Source organism: Streptomyces sp. NPDC087787 (assembly GCF_044743035.1).
Lineage (GTDB): Bacteria > Actinomycetota > Actinomycetes > Streptomycetales > Streptomycetaceae > Streptomyces.
The window spans coordinates 344,429-364,737 of record NZ_JBIUVQ010000005.1; the positions used below are offsets into that span (position 1 = coordinate 344,429).

General features: G+C 70.0%; 16 protein-coding genes and 6 tRNA genes. 10 read left to right on the forward strand and 12 right to left on the reverse strand.

Features of this window, described 5'->3' with window-relative positions:
• Positions 1-120: 120 nt before the first annotated feature.
• From ACIOWN_RS11285 to ACIOWN_RS11295, 3 genes are all read right to left on the reverse strand, one after another.
• Positions 121-193, reverse strand: a tRNA-Gly gene (locus ACIOWN_RS11285).
• Positions 194-274: 81 nt separating this feature from the next.
• A tRNA-Gly gene (locus ACIOWN_RS11290) sits at positions 275-346 on the reverse strand.
• A gap of 148 nt (positions 347-494) precedes the next feature.
• Positions 495-812, reverse strand: a complete 318-nt coding sequence (locus tag ACIOWN_RS11295) for an Lsr2 family protein (RefSeq protein WP_100570386.1) — start codon at positions 810-812, stop codon at positions 495-497.
• 363 nt (positions 813-1,175) lie between these two features.
• On the opposite strand from ACIOWN_RS11295, the gene purS reads away from it, so the two are divergent.
• The 6 genes from purS (at position 1,176) to purM (ending at position 8,178) form a co-directional block, all read left to right on the forward strand.
• Positions 1,176-1,448: a phosphoribosylformylglycinamidine synthase subunit PurS gene (gene purS, locus ACIOWN_RS11300; protein ID WP_190176121.1), complete on the forward strand. Its 273-nt coding sequence runs from the start codon at positions 1,176-1,178 to the stop codon at positions 1,446-1,448.
• Complete coding sequence (gene purQ, locus ACIOWN_RS11305; protein WP_401981677.1) at positions 1,445-2,125, forward strand: phosphoribosylformylglycinamidine synthase subunit PurQ; 681 nt, start codon at positions 1,445-1,447, stop codon at positions 2,123-2,125. The genes purS and purQ overlap by 4 nt, the downstream gene beginning before the upstream one ends.
• Positions 2,122-4,380 carry a phosphoribosylformylglycinamidine synthase subunit PurL gene (purL, locus tag ACIOWN_RS11310; RefSeq protein WP_362356110.1) on the forward strand — a complete coding sequence of 753 codons (2,259 nt, stop codon included), beginning with the start codon at positions 2,122-2,124 and terminating at the stop codon, positions 4,378-4,380. Before purQ ends, purL begins: the two co-directional genes overlap by 4 nt.
• Before the next feature lie 129 nt (positions 4,381-4,509).
• Entirely contained in the window at positions 4,510-5,313 is an 804-nt protein-coding gene (locus ACIOWN_RS11315) for a sterol carrier family protein (RefSeq protein WP_362356112.1), read from the forward strand.
• Between the two features lie 235 nt (positions 5,314-5,548).
• Positions 5,549-7,078, forward strand: coding sequence for an amidophosphoribosyltransferase (gene purF / locus ACIOWN_RS11320; protein ID WP_362356114.1), 1,530 nt, complete (start codon positions 5,549-5,551; stop codon positions 7,076-7,078).
• Positions 7,079-7,110: 32 nt separating this feature from the next.
• Entirely contained in the window at positions 7,111-8,178 is a 1,068-nt protein-coding gene (purM, locus tag ACIOWN_RS11325; protein ID WP_362356116.1) for a phosphoribosylformylglycinamidine cyclo-ligase, read from the forward strand.
• Between the two features lie 151 nt (positions 8,179-8,329).
• Here the strand turns inward: purM and ACIOWN_RS11330 are convergent, their stop codons facing one another.
• On the reverse strand, positions 8,330-8,581 hold the full coding sequence (locus tag ACIOWN_RS11330; protein WP_362356118.1) for a DUF3073 domain-containing protein: 252 nt from the start codon (positions 8,579-8,581) through the stop codon (positions 8,330-8,332).
• Positions 8,582-8,880: 299 nt separating this feature from the next.
• Positions 8,881-9,984 (reverse strand): amino acid dehydrogenase, encoded by a 1,104-nt coding sequence (locus tag ACIOWN_RS11335; RefSeq protein WP_362356120.1) that lies wholly within the window; start codon positions 9,982-9,984, stop codon positions 8,881-8,883.
• A 282-nt stretch (positions 9,985-10,266) separates the two neighbouring features.
• On the opposite strand from ACIOWN_RS11335, the gene ACIOWN_RS11340 reads away from it, so the two are divergent.
• On the forward strand, positions 10,267-11,127 hold the full coding sequence (locus ACIOWN_RS11340) for a hypothetical protein (RefSeq protein WP_401981685.1): 861 nt from the start codon (positions 10,267-10,269) through the stop codon (positions 11,125-11,127).
• Between the two features lie 545 nt (positions 11,128-11,672).
• Entirely contained in the window at positions 11,673-11,879 is a 207-nt protein-coding gene (bldC, locus tag ACIOWN_RS11345; protein ID WP_003949541.1) for a developmental transcriptional regulator BldC, read from the forward strand.
• Between the two features lie 474 nt (positions 11,880-12,353).
• Here the strand turns inward: bldC and ACIOWN_RS11350 are convergent, their stop codons facing one another.
• From ACIOWN_RS11350 to ACIOWN_RS11380, 7 genes are all read right to left on the reverse strand, one after another.
• Complete coding sequence (locus ACIOWN_RS11350; RefSeq protein WP_362356124.1) at positions 12,354-12,548, reverse strand: DUF6274 family protein; 195 nt, start codon at positions 12,546-12,548, stop codon at positions 12,354-12,356.
• A gap of 202 nt (positions 12,549-12,750) precedes the next feature.
• Positions 12,751-12,825: transfer RNA gene (locus tag ACIOWN_RS11355), tRNA-Asp, on the reverse strand.
• Between the two features lie 93 nt (positions 12,826-12,918).
• Positions 12,919-16,896 (reverse strand): ATP-dependent RNA helicase HrpA, encoded by a 3,978-nt coding sequence (hrpA, locus tag ACIOWN_RS11360; protein ID WP_362356126.1) that lies wholly within the window; start codon positions 16,894-16,896, stop codon positions 12,919-12,921.
• A gap of 195 nt (positions 16,897-17,091) precedes the next feature.
• Positions 17,092-17,168: transfer RNA gene (locus ACIOWN_RS11365), tRNA-Phe, on the reverse strand.
• 25 nt (positions 17,169-17,193) lie between these two features.
• Positions 17,194-17,268 (reverse strand) — tRNA-Asp (locus ACIOWN_RS11370).
• Positions 17,269-17,316: 48 nt separating this feature from the next.
• Positions 17,317-17,389, reverse strand: a tRNA-Glu gene (locus ACIOWN_RS11375).
• An 80-nt stretch (positions 17,390-17,469) separates the two neighbouring features.
• On the reverse strand, positions 17,470-19,080 hold the full coding sequence (locus tag ACIOWN_RS11380) for a metallophosphoesterase (protein ID WP_401981690.1): 1,611 nt from the start codon (positions 19,078-19,080) through the stop codon (positions 17,470-17,472).
• A 78-nt stretch (positions 19,081-19,158) separates the two neighbouring features.
• Here ACIOWN_RS11380 and ACIOWN_RS11385 point away from each other — a divergent pair, with 78 nt between their 5' ends.
• Together ACIOWN_RS11385 and ACIOWN_RS11390 are read left to right on the forward strand one after the other, a co-directional pair.
• Positions 19,159-19,509: a metallopeptidase family protein gene (locus ACIOWN_RS11385; RefSeq protein WP_362356130.1), complete on the forward strand. Its 351-nt coding sequence runs from the start codon at positions 19,159-19,161 to the stop codon at positions 19,507-19,509.
• An 82-nt stretch (positions 19,510-19,591) separates the two neighbouring features.
• Positions 19,592-20,125, forward strand: coding sequence for a hypothetical protein (locus ACIOWN_RS11390; protein ID WP_362356132.1), 534 nt, complete (start codon positions 19,592-19,594; stop codon positions 20,123-20,125).
• The last annotated feature ends 184 nt before the right edge of the window (positions 20,126-20,309 follow it).

Consider the following 20,309-nt stretch of genomic DNA (forward strand, 5'->3'; position numbering starts at 1 on the left):
GGCGGCCGGGGTGCCGCAGCAGTGCGCGGTGTCATCACCTCGCATGACAAATGTCAGAGCGGACGCAGGAGAGAGAACAACGAAAAGGCCCCGGTCCGATGGACCGGGGCCTTTTTCCCGAGCGGACGACGAGGCTCGAACTCGCGACCTCAACCTTGGCAAGGTTGCGCTCTACCAACTGAGCTACGTCCGCATTGCCTCCGACCGGCTCCCACCGATCGGCGCGAGCACCAGCCTACCTGATCCACATCAGTGGTCCGGACCGGCGGTGCAGAGCGGGTGACAGGAATTGCACACTGCGCCTTCCCCCTGGAAGGGGGATGTTCTACTACTGAACTACACCCGCATGGACTCCGTGGGCCTCGGCCTTCCGGCCTCGCCCCTCGGCGTGCTCCAGACATTAGCTGATCAACAGGGGGGTTGCGCAAGTCGGTTGCCCCCAGGGCCCGCTGACGGGCCCTGGTTCACGGCAGGGCGCCCCCGGCAGCGACCCGTCACTGAGCCGCGCTGAACGCCTCGTAGACCTTCTTGGGGATGCGGCCGCGCGCCGGCACGTCCATTTTGTGGGCCTGCGCCCAGGCACGGACGGCGGCGGGATCGGGAGCGACCTCCGTCTGCCGGTACGTCTTGCCCGACTTCGACCGCTTGCGGCCGGCTTCCACGTACGGTGCGAGCGCCTTACGCAGTTTCTTGGCATTGGCTTGGTTCAGGTCGATCTCGTAGAACCTGCCGTCCAGTCCGAAGGCGATCGTTTCCGCCGCTTCCGAGCCGTCGATGTCGTCAAAGAGAGTGACCACGACACGCTGCGCCACGAATATCGGTCCCTTCGTGCGGCACCTCTGCGGTCCATCTGGTCCGCCATGCCGTGCATGACGTGCGGAGATGTTCAAAGATGCCGACTGTCCGCCTGTTATCGGGAAAAGTATCGGCTGTTGCCAATTCATTTGTACAGTGCCGGGCATTGCAAGGGGAAGCCCGACTAAATCTGTCCGCGTGTCCCGGCGCAATACCGGATCAGGGTCCGAACCCGAACTTTCCCAGAACTTTTCACGGCGACCGCCCATCGGTGTGGGGGCGTGACGGGCGTCACGTAGATTCCTACGAGTCTACTCGCGTAGAAATTTTGTGCGGGTAGTCTGAAGGAACCTGCTCAGCACCACACACCGGGAGTGCCAGTGGCACGCGTCGTAGTCGACGTCATGCTCAAGCCGGAGATCCTCGACCCCCAGGGCCAGGCGGTGCAGCGCGCACTGCCGCGGCTGGGTTTCGAAGGCATCTCCGACGTCCGTCAGGGAAAGCGATTCGAACTGGAAGTGGACGGGCCCGTCGACGAGGCCGCGCTCGCCCGCATTCACGATCTTGCCGAATCCTTCCTCGCCAACACCGTGATCGAGGACTTCACCGTCAAGGTCGAGTCCGATGACGTAGTCGCGGGGGCCGCGAAGTGACCGCTCGTATTGGCGTCGTCACTTTCCCGGGCAGCCTGGACGACCGTGACACCCAGCGGGCGATCAGCCTCGCCGGCGCCGAACCGGTCGCCCTCTGGCACAAGGACAAGGACCTCAAACAGGTCGACGCGGTCGTCCTGCCCGGCGGTTTCTCCTACGGCGACTACCTGCGGGCCGGCGCCATCTCGCGCTTCTCGCCGGTGATGGGGACCGTCATCGAGCAGGCACGGGCCGGACTGCCGGTGCTCGGCATCTGCAACGGCTTCCAGGTGCTCACCGAGGCCCATCTCCTCCCGGGCGCGATGCTCGGCAACGACCACCTGCACTTCATCTGCCGCGACCAGAAGCTGCGGGTGGAGAACGCGTCGACGGCCTGGACCAGCGACTACACCGCCGGCCAGGAGATCGACATCCCGCTGAAGAACATGGACGGGCGGTACGTCGCCGACGCGTACACGCTGGACAAGCTGGAGGCCGAGGGCCGCGTCGCCTTCCGCTACCTCGACGTCAACCCGAACGGCTCGCTGCGGGACATCGCCGGCATCACCAACGAGGCCGGCAACGTCGTGGGCCTCATGCCGCATCCCGAGCACGCCACCGAGCCGCTGATCGGCACCGGCCGCACCGACGGCCTCCCGTTCTTCACCTCGATCCTCAAGAAGCTGGTCACCGCATGAGCAGGACGCCTCTGGACACGGTCGAGCACGCGGCCGCGACCCCCGACGTCGAGCTGCCCTGGGCCGAACTCGGCCTGAAGAAGGACGAGTACGAGCGCGTCGTGGAGATCCTCGGCCGCCGCCCGACCGGCGCCGAGCTCGCCATGTACTCCGTGATGTGGTCCGAGCACTGCTCGTACAAGTCCTCCAAGGTGCACCTGCGCCAGTTCGGCGAGAAGGCCCCCGAGAGCGACGCCCTGCTCGTCGGCATCGGCGAGAACGCCGGTGTGGTGGACGTCGGCCAGGGCTACGCGGTCACCTTCAAGGTCGAGTCGCACAACCACCCCTCCTACGTCGAGCCCTACCAGGGCGCGGCCACGGGCGTCGGTGGCATCGTGCGCGACATCATCGCGATGGGCGCGCGTCCGGTCGCCGTCGTCGACCCGCTGCGCTTCGGCGCCGCCGACCACCCCGACACCAAGCGGGTGCTCCCCGGCGTGGTGGCGGGCATCGGCGGCTACGGCAACTGCCTGGGCCTGCCCAACATCGGCGGCGAGGTCGTCTTCGACGCCTGCTATCAGGGCAACCCGCTGGTCAACGCGGGCTGCATCGGCGTGATGCGGCACGAGGACATCCACCTGGCCAAGGCCTCGGGCACGGGCAACAAGGTCATCCTGTACGGGGCCCGCACGGGCGGCGACGGCATCGGCGGCGCGTCGATCCTCGCCTCGGAGACCTTCGACGACGCGAAGCCCTCCAAGCGCCCGGCGGTCCAGGTCGGCGACCCCTTCCAGGAGAAGCTGCTCATCGAGTGCACCCTGGAGGCCTTCGCCGAGAAGCTGGTCGTCGGCATCCAGGACCTCGGCGCGGCCGGCCTGTCCTGCGCGACGAGCGAACTGGCCTCCAACGGCTCCGGCGGCATGCGCGTCATCCTGGACGACGTCCCGCTGCGCGACTCCACGCTCTCGCCCGAGGAGATCCTCATGAGCGAGTCGCAGGAGCGCATGTGCGCGGTCGTCGAACCGGAGAAGGTCGACCGCTTCCTGGAGATCTGCGAGAAGTGGGACGTCATCGCCACCGTCATCGGTGAGGTGACCGACGGCGACCGGCTGGAGATCTACTGGCACGGCGGCAAGATCGTCGACGTCGACCCGCGCACGGTCGCCCACGAGGGCCCGGTCTACGAGCGCCCGTACGCGCGCCCCCAGTGGCAGGACGCCCTCCAGGCCGACGACGCGAACAAGCTGCCGCGTCCGCGGACGTCCGACGAGCTGAAGGACCAGGTCCTGAAGCTGGTGGCGTCCCCGAACCAGGCGTCCAAGAAGTGGATCACCCAGCAGTACGACCACTTCGTGCAGGGCAACACCGTGCTGGCCATGCCCGAGGACTCCGGCATGATCCGGATCGACGAGGAGACCGGCCTCGGCGTCGCCCTCGCCACCGACGGCAACGGCCGCTACGCCAAGCTCGACCCGTACACGGGCGCGCAGCTCGCACTCGCGGAGGCGTACCGCAACGTCGCCACCACGGGTGCGAAGCCGCTGGCGGTCTCCGACTGCCTGAACTTCGGCTCGCCCGAGGACCCGGCGGTCATGTGGCAGTTCGCGGAGGCCGTGCGCGGTCTGGCGGACGGCTGCAAGCAGCTGGGCACCCCGGTGACCGGCGGCAACGTCTCGCTCTACAACCAGACGGGCGAGGCCGCCATCCACCCGACCCCGGTGGTCGCCGTCCTCGGCGTGATCGACGACGTCGCCCGCCGCACCCCGGTCGCCTTCCAGGAGGAGGGCCAGCTCCTGTACCTCCTCGGCGACACCCGCGAGGAGTTCGGCGGCTCGGCCTGGTCGCAGGTGGTCCACGACCACCTCGGCGGCCTGCCCCCGAAGGTCGACCTGGAGCGTGAGCGCCTGCTGGCCGAGATCCTGATCTCCGCCTCCCGCGACGGCATGATCGACTCAGCGCACGACCTGTCCGACGGCGGCCTCGTCCAGGCGGTCGTGGAGTCCGCCCTGCTGGGCGGCAAGGGCGCGCGTCTGGTCGTACCCGACGGCCTGGACGCGTTCACCTTCCTCTTCTCGGAGTCGGCCGGCCGCGCCATCGTGGCGGTGCCGCGCTCCGAGGAGGTCCGCTTCAACGACATGTGCGGTGCCCGGGCCCTGCCCGCCACCCGCATCGGCGTCATCGACGGCGACACGATCGAGCTCCAGGGCGAGTTCGAACTCCCCCTCGCCACCCTGCGCGAGTCCCACGAGGGAACGATCCCGGCGCTGCTGGCGTAAGCCCCGTCGACGTACGCGGGCAGGCCCCGCCCGGTTCAGGGCGGGGCCTGCCCGCGCGTTCCCCCACGGTCTCGGCCGCCGGTCACGGCCGGGACGGCCGCGCCGCCGTGAAGGCATAGGCTCGCCGGCATGAGCCCGGTCAAGAAGCGCGCCCGGTCCCGGACCTACGACCCCGACAGGACCCGTGGTGCCGTGCTGGCGCAGTTCGGGCATGTGCGCGATGCCGTGCGGGTGCTGACCGCCGAGCAACTCGCGCTGCCCACGCGGCTCGGGGACTGGACCGTGCGGGATCTGGCCGCCCACGTCGGCATGGCGCTGTCGGCCGTCGGCCGGCTGCTCGGGGAACCCGAGCCGGCCCGGCAGGACGGCGCCCTGCTCGACTGGCCGTCGGCCATCGGCGCCGACGCCCCCGCCATCGCCGCCCACGCCCGCGAACTCGCCGAGCGGAACCCGGACCTCGGCGCCTGTCTCGACGCCGCCGAGCGGGACTTCACGGCCGCTCTCGCCGCGCACCCCGGCACCAGGCTGCTCGGCACCAGTGCGGGCGCCCTGCCGCTGGCCGACTACGTCGTCACCCGCACCGTCGAGCTCGTCGTCCACACCGACGACCTGAACGCCGCCGTGCCGGGCCTGGACATCCCTTACGAGCGTCAGGCGCTGGCCGCCGCCACCCGGCTGCTCGCCGACGCGCTCGCCGCCCGTGCGCCCGGCGGATCGACCGAGGTGCGCATCCCGCCGTACGCCGTCGTGCAGTGCGTGGAAGGCCCCCGGCACACCCGCGGCACCCCGCCCAACGTCGTCGAGACCGACCCGCTGACCTGGGTCAGGCTGGCCGCCGGCCGGCTGGCGTGGCGGGACGCCGTGGCGGCCGCCCAGGTCAGCGCGAGCGGGGAGCGCGCCGATCTCGGCGGGCTGCTGCCGCTCCTGGCCTGAACCCGCTTTCCGCGGCATCCACGGCCCCGATGGTGTGCGACACCTCACTCATCTCCGCCAGGAAAAGTCCGCGGCGCCTTCCCGGCGGTACCCCACCCGACGGACGGATGATCGACACAGCGCCCTGACCTGCCCAAACGCTGACGGCGCGCGCGAGACGGCGGGGAAAGCGGCCCCGGACCTGCGCGCATCCCCCAATTCGGACCAGTGGTCGACCTCGCCTACACTCGGAACCGTGCCACGTGGTGACGGACGACTCAACCACGACCTGCTCCCCGGCGAGAAGGGCCCCCAGGACGCGTGCGGCGTCTTCGGAGTCTGGGCCCCGGGTGAAGAGGTCGCGAAACTCACGTACTTCGGGCTGTACGCCCTCCAGCATCGGGGCCAGGAATCCGCGGGCATCGCGGTCAGCAACGGCTCCCAGATCCTCGTCTTCAAGGACATGGGACTGGTCTCCCAGGTCTTCGACGAGACCTCGCTCGGTTCTCTCCAGGGTCACATCGCGGTCGGACACGCCCGCTACTCGACCACCGGCGCCTCCGTGTGGGAGAACGCCCAGCCGACGTTCCGGGCCACCGCGCACGGGTCGATCGCCCTCGGGCACAACGGCAACCTGGTCAACACCGCCCGGCTCGCCGAGCTGGTCGCCGACCTGCCGAAGGACAACAACGGGCGCTCCGCCCGCGTCGCGGCCACCAACGACACCGACCTGCTCACGGCCCTGCTGGCCGCCCAGGTCGACGCCGACGGCAAGCCGCTGACCATCGAGGAGGCGGCCCACGCCGTCCTCCCGCAGGTCAAGGGCGCCTTCAGCCTCGTCTTCATGGACGAGCACACCCTCTACGCCGCCCGTGACCCGCAGGGCATCCGCCCGCTGGTCCTGGGCCGGCTGGAGCGCGGCTGGGTCGTCGCCTCGGAGACCGCCGCGCTGGACATCACCGGCGCCAGCTTCGTCCGCGAGATCGAGCCCGGCGAGTTCGTCGCCATCGACGAGAACGGTCTGCGCTCCTCCCGATTCGCGGAAGCGAAGCCCAAGGGCTGTGTCTTCGAGTACGTGTACCTGGCCCGCCCGGACACCGACATCGCAGGCCGGAACGTCTACCTCTCCCGGGTCGAGATGGGCCGCCGCCTGGCGAAGGAGGCCCCCGTCGAGGCCGACCTCGTCATAGCGACCCCGGAGTCCGGCACCCCCGCCGCCGTCGGCTACGCGGAGGCCTCCGGCATCCCCTTCGGCAGCGGCCTGGTGAAGAACGCCTACGTCGGCCGGACCTTCATCCAGCCCTCGCAGACCATCCGCCAGCTCGGTATCCGCCTGAAGCTGAACCCGCTGAAGGAAGTGATCAAGGGCAAGCGCCTGGTCGTCGTCGACGACTCGATCGTGCGCGGCAACACCCAGCGGGCCCTGGTACGGATGCTCCGCGAGGCCGGCGCCGCCGAGGTGCACATCCGGATCTCCTCGCCGCCGGTGAAGTGGCCCTGCTTCTTCGGCATCGACTTCGCCACCCGGGCCGAACTCATCGCCAACGGCATGAGCGTCGACGAGATCGGCACCTCGCTGGGCGCCGACTCGCTGGCGTACATCTCCATCGACGGCATGATCGAGGCGACCACCATCGCCAAGCCGAACCTGTGCCGCGCCTGCTTCGACGGCGAGTACCCGATGGAACTGCCCGACCCCGAGCTGCTCGGCAAGCAGCTGCTGGAGTCCGAGCTGGCCGCAGGTCCGGCCGCCACGGCCGCGACCGACGCGATCCGCCGCCCATAAGCACGCAAGACGACATAGAGGTTCCCAAGGTCATGTCTTCCGAGACCACTGGCGCCAGCTACGCGAGCGCCGGCGTCGACATCGAGGCGGGCGACCGCGCCGTAGAGCTCATGAAGGAGTGGGTGAAGAAGACCCGCCGTCCCGAGGTGCTCGGTGGCCTCGGCGGCTTCGCCGGCCTCTTCGACGCCTCCGCCCTCAAGCACTACGAGCGCCCGCTGCTCGCCTCCGCCACGGACGGCGTCGGCACCAAGGTCGACATCGCCCGCCGGCTCGGCGTGTACGACACCATCGGCCACGACCTGGTCGCCATGGTCATGGACGACATCGTGGTGTGCGGTGCCGAGCCGCTGTTCATGACCGACTACATCTGCGTCGGCAAGGTCCACCCCGAGCGGGTCGCCGCCATCGTCAAGGGCATCGCCGAGGGCTGCGTCCTGGCCGGCTGCGCGCTGATCGGCGGCGAGACCGCCGAACACCCGGGACTGCTCGGTGAGGACGACTTCGACGTCGCCGGCGCGGGCACGGGCGTCGTGGAGGCGGACCGGCTGCTCGGCCCGGATCGCATCCGCAAGGGTGACGCGGTGATCGCCATGGCGTCCTCCGGGCTTCACTCCAACGGGTACTCCCTGGTCAGGCATGTCCTGCTGGACCGGGCCGGGCTGCCGCTGGAGGCGCATGTCGAAGACCTCGGCCGCACCCTCGGCGAGGAGCTGCTGGAGCCGACCAGGATCTACTCGCTGGACTGCCTGGCCCTGATCCGCACCACCGAGGTGCACGCCTTCAGCCACGTCACCGGTGGCGGGCTCGCCGCCAACCTGGCCCGGGTGATCCCGGACGGGCTGCACGCCGTGGTCGACCGCGCCACCTGGACCCCGGCCCCCGTCTTCGACCTGGTCGCCAGGACCGGCGACGTCGAGCGGCTGGAGCTGGAGAAGACCCTCAACATGGGCGTGGGCATGATCGCGATCGTGCCCGAGGAGTCGGTCGACGTGGCCCTCGCCACCCTGGCCGACCGAGGTCTCGACGCCTGGGTGGCCGGCGAGATCACCGACCGCGGCGCGCACACCACGGGCGCGGCCCTGGTGGGGGACCACGAGTGAGTTCCCGCGACCGGCACGCTCCGGCCGCCGATGCCCGGTGGGCGTCGGTGGCCGTCAGCGGGCGCACGAAACCCGGTCCGGTGCGTGAGCCCCGGACCGGGTGAGGTGCGATGCCTACGGCACGCCGGATACGGCTGAGCCGCCGCGGGCGCTATGCGCCGCGGCGGTGCTGCCGCGAGGAGTTGTCGTCCTCGTCCTCGCCGTCGTCCTCGTACAACTCGGCGTACCGTGAGTACAGGTCGTCGTCCTGCTCATCGTCCTCGAAGCGGTCGCCGTTCGGCGACTGATTCGACGTCGATGCGCCCAGCTCCTCGGCCAGGCGTGAGAGATCCGTCCCACCGCTGTTGTACTTCAGCTGGCGGGCGACCTTCGTCTGCTTGGCCTTGGCCCGGCCGCGCCCCATGGCTCGACCCCCTCAACGACGGGGCTCAACGGCCCCAGAGTCTGACACGCGTTCATGATCCGGAACGGGCTCTCCGTGGAGAGACCGGTCCGTAGGGCTTCCACGGTACCTGAGCCCGCGCCCATACGGTACGTCGCCCACCGGACGCGCGTGTGCACAGGACCGTCGAGGAAGCCTGTCCTTGCTGGTCAGTGGCGATTTTAACCACTTATCCGCGGACGACCCGCCGGTGGAAGTGAGAGTTCTCTCCAACCGTCCACCGGCAGGTACCGCACGGACGTGCGACGTCCGCCGTGCCGTCAGCCGGCGGTCCGGGCGTTCCGGTCGTTCCGGGCTTCCGACATCCGCTGCTCGGCGATCCGGTCGGCCGCGGCGGCCGGCGGAATCCCGTCCTCCTTCGCACGTGCGAATATGGCGAGCGTGGTGTCGAAGATCTCCGACGCCTTCGCCTTGCACCGGTCGAAGTCGAAGCCGTTCAGCTCGTCGGCGACCTGGATCACACCGCCGGCGTTCACCACGTAGTCCGGCGCGTAGAGGATCGAGCGGTCGGCCAGATCCTTCTCGACACCTGGGTGGGCGAGCTGGTTGTTGGCCGCGCCGCACACGACCTTGGCGGTCAGCGCCGGCACGGTGTCGTCGTTCAGAGCGCCGCCGAGCGCGCAGGGGGCGTAGATGTCCAGCCCCTCGGTGCGGATCAGCGCGTCGGTGTCGGCCGCCACCTGAACGGCGGGGTGCTTGTCGACGATCCGCTGCACGGCGTCCTGCCGGACATCCGTGATGACGACCTGGGCGCCCTCCTTGAGCAGGTGCTCGACGAGGTGGTGCCCGACCTTGCCGACGCCCGCGATGCCGACCTTGCGGTCGCGCAGCGTCGGGTCGCCCCACAGGTGCTGGGCGGAGGCGCGCATGCCCTGGTAGACACCGAAGGAGGTCAGCACCGAGGAGTCGCCGGCGCCGCCGTTCTCGGGCGAGCGGCCGGTGGTCCACCGGCACTCGCGTGCCACGACGTCCATGTCGGCCACGTACGTGCCGACGTCGCAGGCGGTGACGTAGCGCCCGCCGAGCGAGGCGACGAACCGCCCGTAGGCGAGCAGCAGTTCCTCGGTCTTGATCTGCTCCGGGTCACCGATGATCACGGCCTTGCCGCCGCCGTGGCGGAGGCCGGCCATGGCGTTCTTGTACGACATGCCGCGCGCGAGGTTCAGCGCGTCGGCGACGGCCTGCTCCTCGTTCGCGTACGGGTAGAAGCGCGTGCCGCCGAGCGCGGGGCCCAGGGCGGTGGAGTGGATGGCGATGACGGCCTTGAGGCCGCTGGCGCGGTCCTGACAGAGCACGACCTGCTCATGGCCCCCCTGCTCCGAGTGGAACAGGGTGTGCAGGACGCCGTTGGTCACGTCGGTCACGGTGGTGACTCCCGGGTAAGTAGCGGCGAGCGGGGACGGACCCTCCGAGGACCTCCGCACGTTGTGGTGGCGGGGGTGGCGGGAGGGGTGGTGGGCGGCGGCCGGTGGGCCGCTCAGCAGGAGATTAGACCCTGCCCCCGCCATCCATGACCCTGGTGGTCCCGATCACCCTCCCCCGGAGTACGCCGCCACTCGGGCGTGGGACGATTTGCAGTGGTTTTCCGTCCACCCGGGTGCGGGCCGGGCGGGTTTCGGGTCCGGTCCGGTGGGGAGGGAGCAGGCGTGCCCAAGGTGTCCTCCGTGGTCGTTCCGTACGCGACCTACTTGCGCGTGTACGAGCCGCTGGCCGCCTTCCCGGAGCCGGAGCGCAGCCACTGGGCGCGCTATGCCCGGCGCCCCGACCGCCCCTCCTACCAGGACGAACTGCGCCGCTCGCTGGCCGACCTGCTGCCCACCCCGCCGGTGCCGGTCCCGGTGCACGAGAGTCCGGACGCGTTCGTGCTCGACGTCGAAGGGGTGGTCTGCGTCTGCCCCTGGCGCACCCGGCTGCGCGGCTGGCAGGCCCTGGGCGGCCTCGCCGAGGAGTTCCCGGCCGCCGTGCTGGACGCGGTGCTGCCGCCGCTGGTGCGCCACCAGGCCACCCAGGACTACGAGCGCTGGCTGGCCGACAACCCCGATGCCCGCCCCTGGATCCGCACCGCGACCTGGCAGGTGCCGCTGAACTGGTTCGTGCTGGTCTCCGACGAGGAACGCGAGTACGTCAAGGGCTCCGGGGGTCCCGCCGGCTTCGGGGGCGACGTGCCGGTGCTGCGCTACCGGACGCCGATGGTGCAGGCGAGGCGGCGGGTGGCGCGCGGGCTGCGGGCCCTCAAGGACGCCGTCGACGAGGGGCCGATGATCGACGGCCTGGTGGACGTCGGACGCTGGCTGGAGGAGTTCCACCCGCGCTCGCTGGTGGAGCTCGACTACGGCGGCCTGGTGCACGCGCTGCCGGCCGGTGAGCTGGAGGGCGACCACTCGGCGGCCGACGTGGCCGAGGGGATCGAGGCGCTGCGTCAGGGCGACGGGGCGGCCGCGGGGGAGGCGTACGGGCGGCTGGTGGAGCGCTGGCGGGCGGTGCGCGACCGGCGGTCCGCGAACTGACGGCCCGCCAGGAGCGACGTCCGAGGTGACGCAGATCACGGCGGAACGGGGTCGCGAACGGCGTACCGTCGAGGGCGTTTCCGGGAGCTGACGGGACGTAGGTTCTGATCCGGGCGTTTACGTCAAGGGTGACGGACGGCACTTACCCGACCCTTGCGCCGCTTGCCACTCCTCGTGCCAAAATAGGACAAGGAGTCCGGGGAGGACTCCTTCCGCCCAACTCTGCTCCACTTCGGGCGGAATCTCCGCATTGCACTCTTTGGGGGGTCTGGTGCCTCCTGATCGCGCTGTGACTGATCGTCACAGTGGCGTGACTGTCCGCTATGGCATGGTCCATCGGCTTCCGTCGCTGATGAACACCTGGGAGGGCAATTCCATCGGTTTGGCCGACGCGGCTGGACAGATGGTGTAGTTGTAGTGCCGAGGACAAGCCGTTCGTCCTATAACCGACTCGACTCGCGTCCGCCATTTCGGGCAACGCGGGTCAAGGTGCAGAATTTAGAGGAAAGAACCGAGAAGGTTCGGTTCTCCCGAGGAGGCCGCTCATGACCGCTCGCACCCCTGATGCCGAGCCGCTGCTGACCCCGGCTGAGGTCGCCACCATGTTCCGCGTCGACCCGAAGACGGTCACGCGCTGGGCGAAGGCCGGCAAGCTCACGTCGATCCGCACGCTCGGCGGGCACCGCCGCTACCGCGAGGCCGAGGTCCGCGCACTGCTCGCGGGCATTCCGCAGCAGCGCAGCGAGGCCTGAACAACCGAATAACCGGACGAACCGGCTGGTCCCCCCACTGGTCGAGGCGTCCGGAACCGCAGCTCCAAGCGACACGGGTCCTGCCCCAACAGGCCCCACGCCCAAGCCGTCAGAGCTCCGCAGGCAAGTGAACAAGGGTGCGTCGTCGATCGCGCTGGACTCCGCCGGGTCCAGCGCGATCTTTTTTGTGTGCCTTCCGGGCCCGCGGGGTGGCTCTGTGAGCGGGCTTGTCGGAGTCTGGGGAGGCTCGGCGGATCATCTGTGGAGCAACGCGCAGGGCAGTGCAATTGCACATATTAAATTGACCCTGTGTAGGGCGGGAGTAAATACCGCACTTTCAGAAACTCATTCGGTGACACCCGTCACACGCCGAGGCGCTTGTTGCCGACCGGGTCTCTGCGCTAATGGAAGATCCGGTTCCATCGCCCCATGCCCACAAGGGAGTTCGGGATCCGACGCGCGTCACGGACCGGCTCACGCCGTCGGGGTGCTGTCGTCCTCCACGGCCTCGCCAGGCGCGCCGGAGGCCGTCCGTGGGGCGCCGGCCATCTCCAGGCGCAGCAGTTGATGACAGACGGCGCAGCGGCGGGTGAGATGGCGGTACGACGAGGCCGCCGCGAGATGTGCGCGGAGCAGCGCCCGCGTCTCGTGCCTGGCCGATGCCGCCATACGCCACCTCCAGTGGACCGCGGGGAGCGGGGCCTGTTCCCTGGGTACCGAGGGAATGTGACGCCGTCAAGAGACGGCGGCGGGCCACAGGGCGCCCCGGCGCCCCTGCGATGTTCCGGAAGCGGCCGCGCGGACCGGACGCGTGAGCACACGGCAAGAGGGCCCGCACCCCCTCGGGGGGTACGGGCCCTCTTGACAGAAGCGGTCCTGACGGGATTTGAACCCGCGGCCTCCACCTTGACAGGGTGGCGAGCACTCCAAACTGCTCCACAGGACCAGATTTCGCGGCGCCATTCGTGCGTTGCGCTGCGAAAAGAGACTGTACAGGAGCGGGAGCCCGGGGTCGAACTCACTTAGTGCGCATGGGTCGTCACGGGGCGGCCGCGTCGATCGCCTTCACGATCCGCTTGTCGGAGACCGGGTACGCCGTGCCCAGCGCGTGTGCGAAGTAGCTCACCCGGAGCTCCTCGATCATCCAGCGGATGTCCAGGACCGAGGACGGCACCGGCCGGCCCTGCGGCATCTGCTCCAGCAGCCACGCGTACTCGTCCCGCATCTCATGGACCTTCTCCATGCGCGTGGTGTCCCGCTGGACGTTCGTCGGCATCTGCTGGAGGCGGCGGTCGGCGGCCACCAGGTAGCGCATCAGGTCCGGCAGACGCCGTACCCCGGACGCCGTCACGAAACCGGGCTTCACCAGGCCGTCCAGCTGAGCCCGCAGGTCCGCCAGGTTCGGCAGCAGCGTGGGGCTGCGTACGGCCTTCAGACGGCGCTCACAGGCCTGCCAGGCGGCCAGCACCTGCTGCACCTGACCCACCGTGCGCACGGTCGTGTCCACGATCTCGGCACGCACCTTGTCGTACAGCTTCCGATACGACTCCTCGTCCCAGACCGGTCCGCCGAAGTCCGCGATCAGCCGGTCCGCCGCCGCCGTCGCACAGTCGTCGAACAGCGCCTGGATCGAGCCGTGCGGGTTCGCCGAGAGAGCGAGCTTCTGCTGGTTGCTCAGCTTTTCGGACGCGAACTTCGCCGGGTTGACCGGGATGTTGCGCAGGATCAGCCGCCGCGTGCCCCGCCACATCGCCTCGGCCTGCTCGGCCTCGGTGTCGAAGAGCCGCACGGACACCGTGTCGCCGTCGTCGACGAGCGCCGGGTAGGCCTTCACCGGCTGGCCGGCCCGGCGCGTCTCGAAGACCGGGGTCAGCGTGCCGATGGTCCAGTCGGTCAGGCCCTTGCGCTCCAGGGACTCCCCGCCCTGCCGCTCCGCGGTCGCCGCCGCGGCCTGGGACAGGGCCTTGCGTGCCCTGGGCTTCAGCTTCAGTTGCAGCGCCTGGAGGTCCTTGTCCTCGGCCAGCTTGCGGCGCCGCTCGTCGACGATCCGGAACGTGACCTTCAGATGGTCGGGGACCCGGGACCAGTCGAAGTCCTCGGCCTCGAAGGGCACACCGACCATGCGCTTCAGCTCACGCGCCATCGTGGTCGTCAGCGGCTCCTGCAACGGCACCGCCGACTCCAGGAACGCCTTCGCGTAGTTCGGCGCCGGCACGTAGTTGCGGCGGATCGGCTTGGGCAGCGAGCGGATCAGCTCGGTGACGACCTCCTCGCGCAGCCCCGGGATCTGCCAGTCGAAGCCCTCGTCGGTCACCTGGTTCAGCACCTGCAACGGGATGTGGACGGTCACGCCGTCCGCGTCCGCGCCCGGCTCGAACTGGTACGTCACCCGGAACTTGAGGTTCCCCTGCCGCCAGGAGTCCGGATAGTCGGCCTTGGTGACCGCCTCCGCCGACTCCCGGATGAGCATCTCCCGCTCGAAGTCCAGGAAGTCCGGCTGCTCGTGCCGCTTGCGCTTCCACCAGGAGTCGAAGTGCGCACCGGACACCACGTGTTCGGGGACCCGCTGGTCGTAGAAGTCGAACAGCGTCTCGTCGTCCACGACGATGTCCCGGCGCCGGGCCCGGTGCTCCAGCTCCTCCACCTCGCTGAGGAGCTTGCGGTTGTCGGCGAAGAACTTGTGGTGCGTACGCCAGTCGCCCTCGACCAGCGCGTTGCGGATGAACAGCTCCCGGCTGAGCTCCGCGTCGATCCGCCCGTAGTTCACCTTGCGCTGGGCGACGATCGGAACGCCGTACAGCGTCACCTTCTCGTACGCCACCACCGCCGCCTGGTCCTTCTCCCAGTGCGGTTCGCTGTACGTCCGCTTCAGCAGATGCCCGGCGAGCGGCTCGACCCACTCCGGCTCGATCCTCGCGTTGACGCGGGCCCACAGCCGGGACGTCTCCACGAGTTCGGCGGACATCACGAAGCGCGGCGGCTTCTTGAACAGCGCCGAGCCGGGGAAGATCGCGAACTTGGCGCTGCGGGCGCCCAGGTACTCGTTCCGGCCGCCGTCCTTGCGCGCGCCCGGCCCGGAGTCCTTGGACTCCTTCACGTCCTTCATGCCGATGTGCGACAGCAGGCCGGCCAGCAGCGAGACGTGGATCCGGTCGGCGGGCGCGTCCTGGTCGTTGAGCTCGATCCCCATCTGCTTGGCGACCGTGCGCAACTGGCTGTAGATGTCCTGCCATTCGCGAATACGCAGGAAGTTCAGGAACTCCTGCTTGCACATGCGCCGGAACGACGAGGAGCCCCGCTCCCGCTGCTGCTCGCGGAGGTAGCGCCACAGGTTGAGGTAGGCGATGAAGTCGCTGGTCTCGTCCCGGAAGCGGGCGTGCTGCTGATCGGCCTGGGTCTGCTTCTCGGCGGGACGCTCACGCGGGTCCTGGATGGACAGCGCGGCCGCGATCACCATGACCTCGCGGACGCAGCCGTTGCGGTCCGCCTCCAGCACCATCCGGGCCAGGCGCGGGTCGACCGGCAGCTGGGCGAGCTTGCGGCCGGTCTCCGTGAGCCGCTTGCGGGGGTCCTTCTGCGCCGGGTCCAGCGCGCCCAGCTCCTGGAGCAGCTGCACGCCGTCACGGATGTTGCGGTGGTCCGGCGGGTCGATGAACGGGAACTTCTCGATGTCGCCGAGACCGGCCGCGGTCATCTGGAGGATGACCGAGGCGAGGTTGGTCCGCAGGATCTCCGCGTCCGTGAACTCCGGGCGGGTGAGGAAGTCGTCCTCGCTGTAGAGCCGGATGCAGATGCCGTCGGACGTACGCCCGCAGCGGCCCTTGCGCTGGTTGGCGCTGGCCTGCGAGACCGGCTCGATCGGCAGCCGCTGCACCTTGGTGCGGTGGCTGTACCGGGAGATCCGGGCGAAGCCGGGGTCGATCACGTACTTGATGCCGGGAACGGTCAGCGAGGTCTCGGCGACGTTGGTCGCCAGGACGATCCTGCGGCCGGAGTGCGGCTGGAAGACCCGGTGCTGCTCGGCGTGCGACAGCCGCGCGTACAGCGGCAGCACCTCCGTGAACCGGTAGTTCTTCTTGTTGAGCGCGTCGGCCGTGTCGCGGATCTCCCGCTCCCCGGAGAGGAAGACGAGGATGTCCCCCTGCCCCTCGGTCATCAGCTCCTCGACCGCGTCCGTGATCGCGGTGATCTGATCCCGGTCGGCGTCGTCGGAGTCGTCCTCCAGCAGTGGCCGGTAGCGCACCTCCACCGGATACGTCCGCCCGCTGACCTCGATGATCGGGGCGTCCCCGAAGTGCCGTGAGAAGCGCTCGGGATCGATGGTCGCCGAGGTGATGACGACCTTGAGGTCCGGCCGCCGCGGCAGCAGCTGAGCGAGGTAGCCCAGCAGGAAGTCGATGTTGAGGGACCGCTCGTGGGCCTCGTCGATGATGATCGTGTCGTAGGCCCGCAGCTCGCGGTCGGTCTGGATCTCCGCGAGCAGGATGCCGTCCGTCATCAGCTTGACGAACGTGGCACCGGGATCCACCTGGTCGGTGAACCGCACCTTCCACCCGACGGCCTCACCGAGCGGGGTGTCCAGTTCCTGAGCCACACGCTCGGCGACGGTACGGGCGGCGATCCGGCGGGGCTGGGTGTGCCCGATCATGCCGCGCACGCCCCGGCCGAGCTCCATGCAGATCTTCGGGATCTGCGTGGTCTTCCCGGACCCCGTCTCACCGGCGACGATGACGACCTGGTGAGCACGGATCGCGTCGGCGATCGCGTCCTTCTTCTGGCTGACCGGCAACTGCTCGGGATAGCTGATCGCCGGCACCCGGGAACGCCGGGCGGACATGCGCTCCTCGGCGTTCCCGACTTCGCCCTCGATCTCGGCGAGGACGGCGGCACGCGCCTCCGGCTTGCGAATCTTGCGCGCACCTTCGAGCCTGCGGCCGAGCCGGTGCGCGTCGCGCAGCGACAACTCGTTCAGCCGGGAGGCGAGGGCGCCGAGGGCGGGGGCGGGATGCGTAGACATACGGGACCCAGGATCTCATCCCCGGGATTTTCCTGGCGAACGCTTTAGCTCGCGGGCCGCGGGCCGCCGAGGGCGGCCCCCCGGTCCGTGCGTTGGCCGCCGGTTCGCGCGTGCGCACTCGGCCGGCGTCACCGCCCCCGCGGACAAAGTCCACGCGAACAAAAAGGATCCCGCCCACCGGGCGGGATCCTTCTCTGGTGGCTGGGGCCGGGGTCGAACCGGCGACCTATCGCTTTTCAGGCGATCGCTCGTACCAACTGAGCTACCCAGCCATTGAGGTTTCACGTGAAACCTCAGCGGTCCTGACGGGATTTGAACCCGCGGCCTCCACCTTGACAGGGTGGCGAGCACTCCAAACTGCTCCACAGGACCATGGTTGTGTGCGAACCAACGAACGTAAGTGTCGCACACCGTACTGCGTGCCCCCAACGGGATTCGAACCCGTGCTACCGCCTTGAAAGGGCGGCGTCCTAGGCCGCTAGACGATGAGGGCTATCGGCCCGCCTGGGCGCTTCTCAGCGCGTCGGGGACGTGAAAAGCATAGGGGATGGCCGGGGGTATCGCCAAAACCGTTTACGAGCCGGAGGGGGAGGGGGGCGACGGGGTGGGGCCGGACGGGGTGGGAGTGGCGCCCGGCTTGTTCTCCTCGGGCAGGTGGCGGCTGACCTCTGCCGTCGTCCGGCCCAGGCCGCCCAGCTTGATCGCGTCCCAGGCCTGGAGGCGGCGGCTGTCCCGGTCGAGGTAGAGGATCGACGCCTCGATAGGGGCCGGGTACTTCCCCTCGACCGCGCGCAGCCCGCTGCCGCCCGTGGATCCCTCCATGCGCAGCCGCGTGCCGTACCTGAGGACCTCCGTCCCCTCGTGATGGAGGTGGCCGCAGAGCACCAGCGGCACGGTGCCGTCCGTCTCGCGGGCCGCGGACGGTTCATGGGCGACGGCGATGTCGACCGGGGTGCCCTTGGTCCGCTGGTCGCGCAGGGCCGAGCCGAGACGGGCGCCGGCCAGTTCCTCGGACGCGTCGGCGCCCGGCGCGCCGGAGCGGTCGGGCGTGAACTGGGGGTCGCCGGTCCCGGCGAAGCGCAGTCCGGCGACGGTCTCGGCGCGGCCGTCGTCCAGGACGTGCACGTTCCTCATCCGCTCCAGATACCGCTGGGTGACCTTCGAGTCGTGGTTGCCGCGCACCCACACGTAGGGGACGCCCAGGTTCTTGATCGGGTCCAGGAAGCCGTTCTCCGCCGCGGTGCCGTGGTCCATCGTGTCGCCGGAGTCGACGATCACGTCCACCTTGTACTGCTCCACCAGCGAAGCGATGATCTTCCAGCTCGCCGGGTTGAGGTGGATGTCGGAGACGTGCAGGACCCGGATGGTCATCGGGTCCGGCTGGTAGGCGGGGAGGGTGGAGGTGACGTCGTAGAGCTTCGTCACGTTCGTCACCAGGCGCGCCAGCTCCTGCTGGTAGACGTCGAACTCGGTGACGATGCTGCGCGCGTTGCCGACCACGGAGGGCGCCGAGGACAGCAGTCCGGAGAACTTCGGTTCCAGCACCGACTTGGGGTTCCAGGTGGCGTACGCCGTCGCCCCGGACGCGGCGAGCAGGGTCAGGGCGAGGCCGCCGGCCGCCAGGGCGCGGCGCGGGCGGCGGTAGACCGCCAGGCCGAGCGCGGTGGCACCGGCGACGACCGCCACGCAGGACCGTACGGCCAGGTCGACGGTGCCGTGCTCGACGTCGTGCGCCACGTCGTCCTGGAGGCCGGAGAAGCGTTCCGGGTGGTCGACCAGGGCCTGGGAGCGGGCCGGGTCGAGCTGGTCGACGTTCACGTCGAGGCGGACCGGGGCGATGTGGCTGTCCAGTTCCAGGGAGCCGAGGGGCGAGACGTTGATCTTCGTGCCGCCGCTCAGGGAGGGGCGCAGGGTCATCGTGGTGTTCATGGGGCCGACGGGGGCCCGTACGTTGCCGACGACGAGCAGCCCCAGCCAGGCGCCGGCCAGGACGACGGCCACCAGTCCGGCGGCGCGCGCCCAGGGGCGCGGTTCGTGCGCCAGTGACAGCGCCGGACCTGGGCGCGGCGATCGGCGGCGGGGGGCGACTGTGTGCGCCGCCTTCAGCGTGGCGGCGTGCATGGCCCTTCGTATGCCTCGGAGGGGGTGCGGGCGGTTCGGGTCTGCGACGGGAACGCGGGGCATTGGGCGCGTATGCCCGGGCCCGACACCCGATATGCCCGCGCAGGGCATGCTCGCGTGGCCGTACCGGACAATGACCGTGTGCTGGAGATGACGCGCGAGGAGTTCGAGGAACTGGTCGCCGAGGCCCTTGACCAGATTCCGCCGGAGCTGATGCGGCTGCTGGACAACGTCGCGGTGTTCGTCGAGGACGAGCCGCCCGCCGACGATCCCGAGCTGCTGGGGCTGTACGAGGGGACCCCGTTGACGGAGCGCGGCGAGTGGTACGCGGGGGTGCTGCCCGACCGCATCACCATCTACCGCGGGCCGACGCTGCGCATGTGCGAGACACGGGAGGACGTGGTCGCGGAGACGGAGGTGACGGTGGTTCACGAGATCGCCCACCACTTCGGGATCGACGACGAACGTCTGCACGCGCTGGGGTACGGCTGACCCTCGCGGGGCGGGGTGCGTGTCCTTGCACGGGTGAAGGGAGTTGGGCACGGCGACTTCTTCCTCCCGGAGGTGGCTGCCCGTGCGCCCCTTGTACGTATCCGTCCGTCTCGCCGCGGCGGTCGCCGCCGTCACCGCCGCCGCGGGCTGCATGAGCGTGGGGGAGGACGCCGGCGGCGCGGTCAGGCCGTCGCACTCCGCCGGAGCGAAGGGTGGCCGGGCCCCGGGTGGCGAGGACGTGCTGTCCGGCGGCGGCACGGGCCACGCCGGTGGCGGCGGGGAGGGCAGGCATGGCCACGGGGGCAGGGGGAAGCCGGGTGAGACGCCGGCCGCTTCCGACCCGCCGTCCGCCGCGGCGGGCGCGTCGGCGGCGCCGGGCGACGGCGGGGTGCCGCCGAAGGCGGGCGAGCCGACGCCGACCGAGGCGGTGCCGGTGCCCCCGCAGACGTCCGCCGAGCCCGAGCAGCCGCCGGCCTCGCCGCCCGCTCCGCCGGCACCGTCGGATCCGCCGGTGTCCGAGCCCTCGCCCTCGACGCACGACGGCACGGGTTCGCAGCTGGAGCAGCGGGAGCGTCCGTACAGGCCGGGCTGGCGGCCGCACCGGACGAGGGGCTGAGCCGACCTGCGGTGACGCCGCGGGTTCGCCTTCGCCGCGCCGCCGGTTTGCGTTCAGGGGTGCAGGGTGCGTATGGTGGTAGATCGTTTGATCCCATTTGCCCGGCGCCCATGCAGAGCGCGCCGTGTGGCGCGTACTCTCCTTTGCCGTGGCGGACCGCATCGAGGCGGTCGTGGCGCGAATC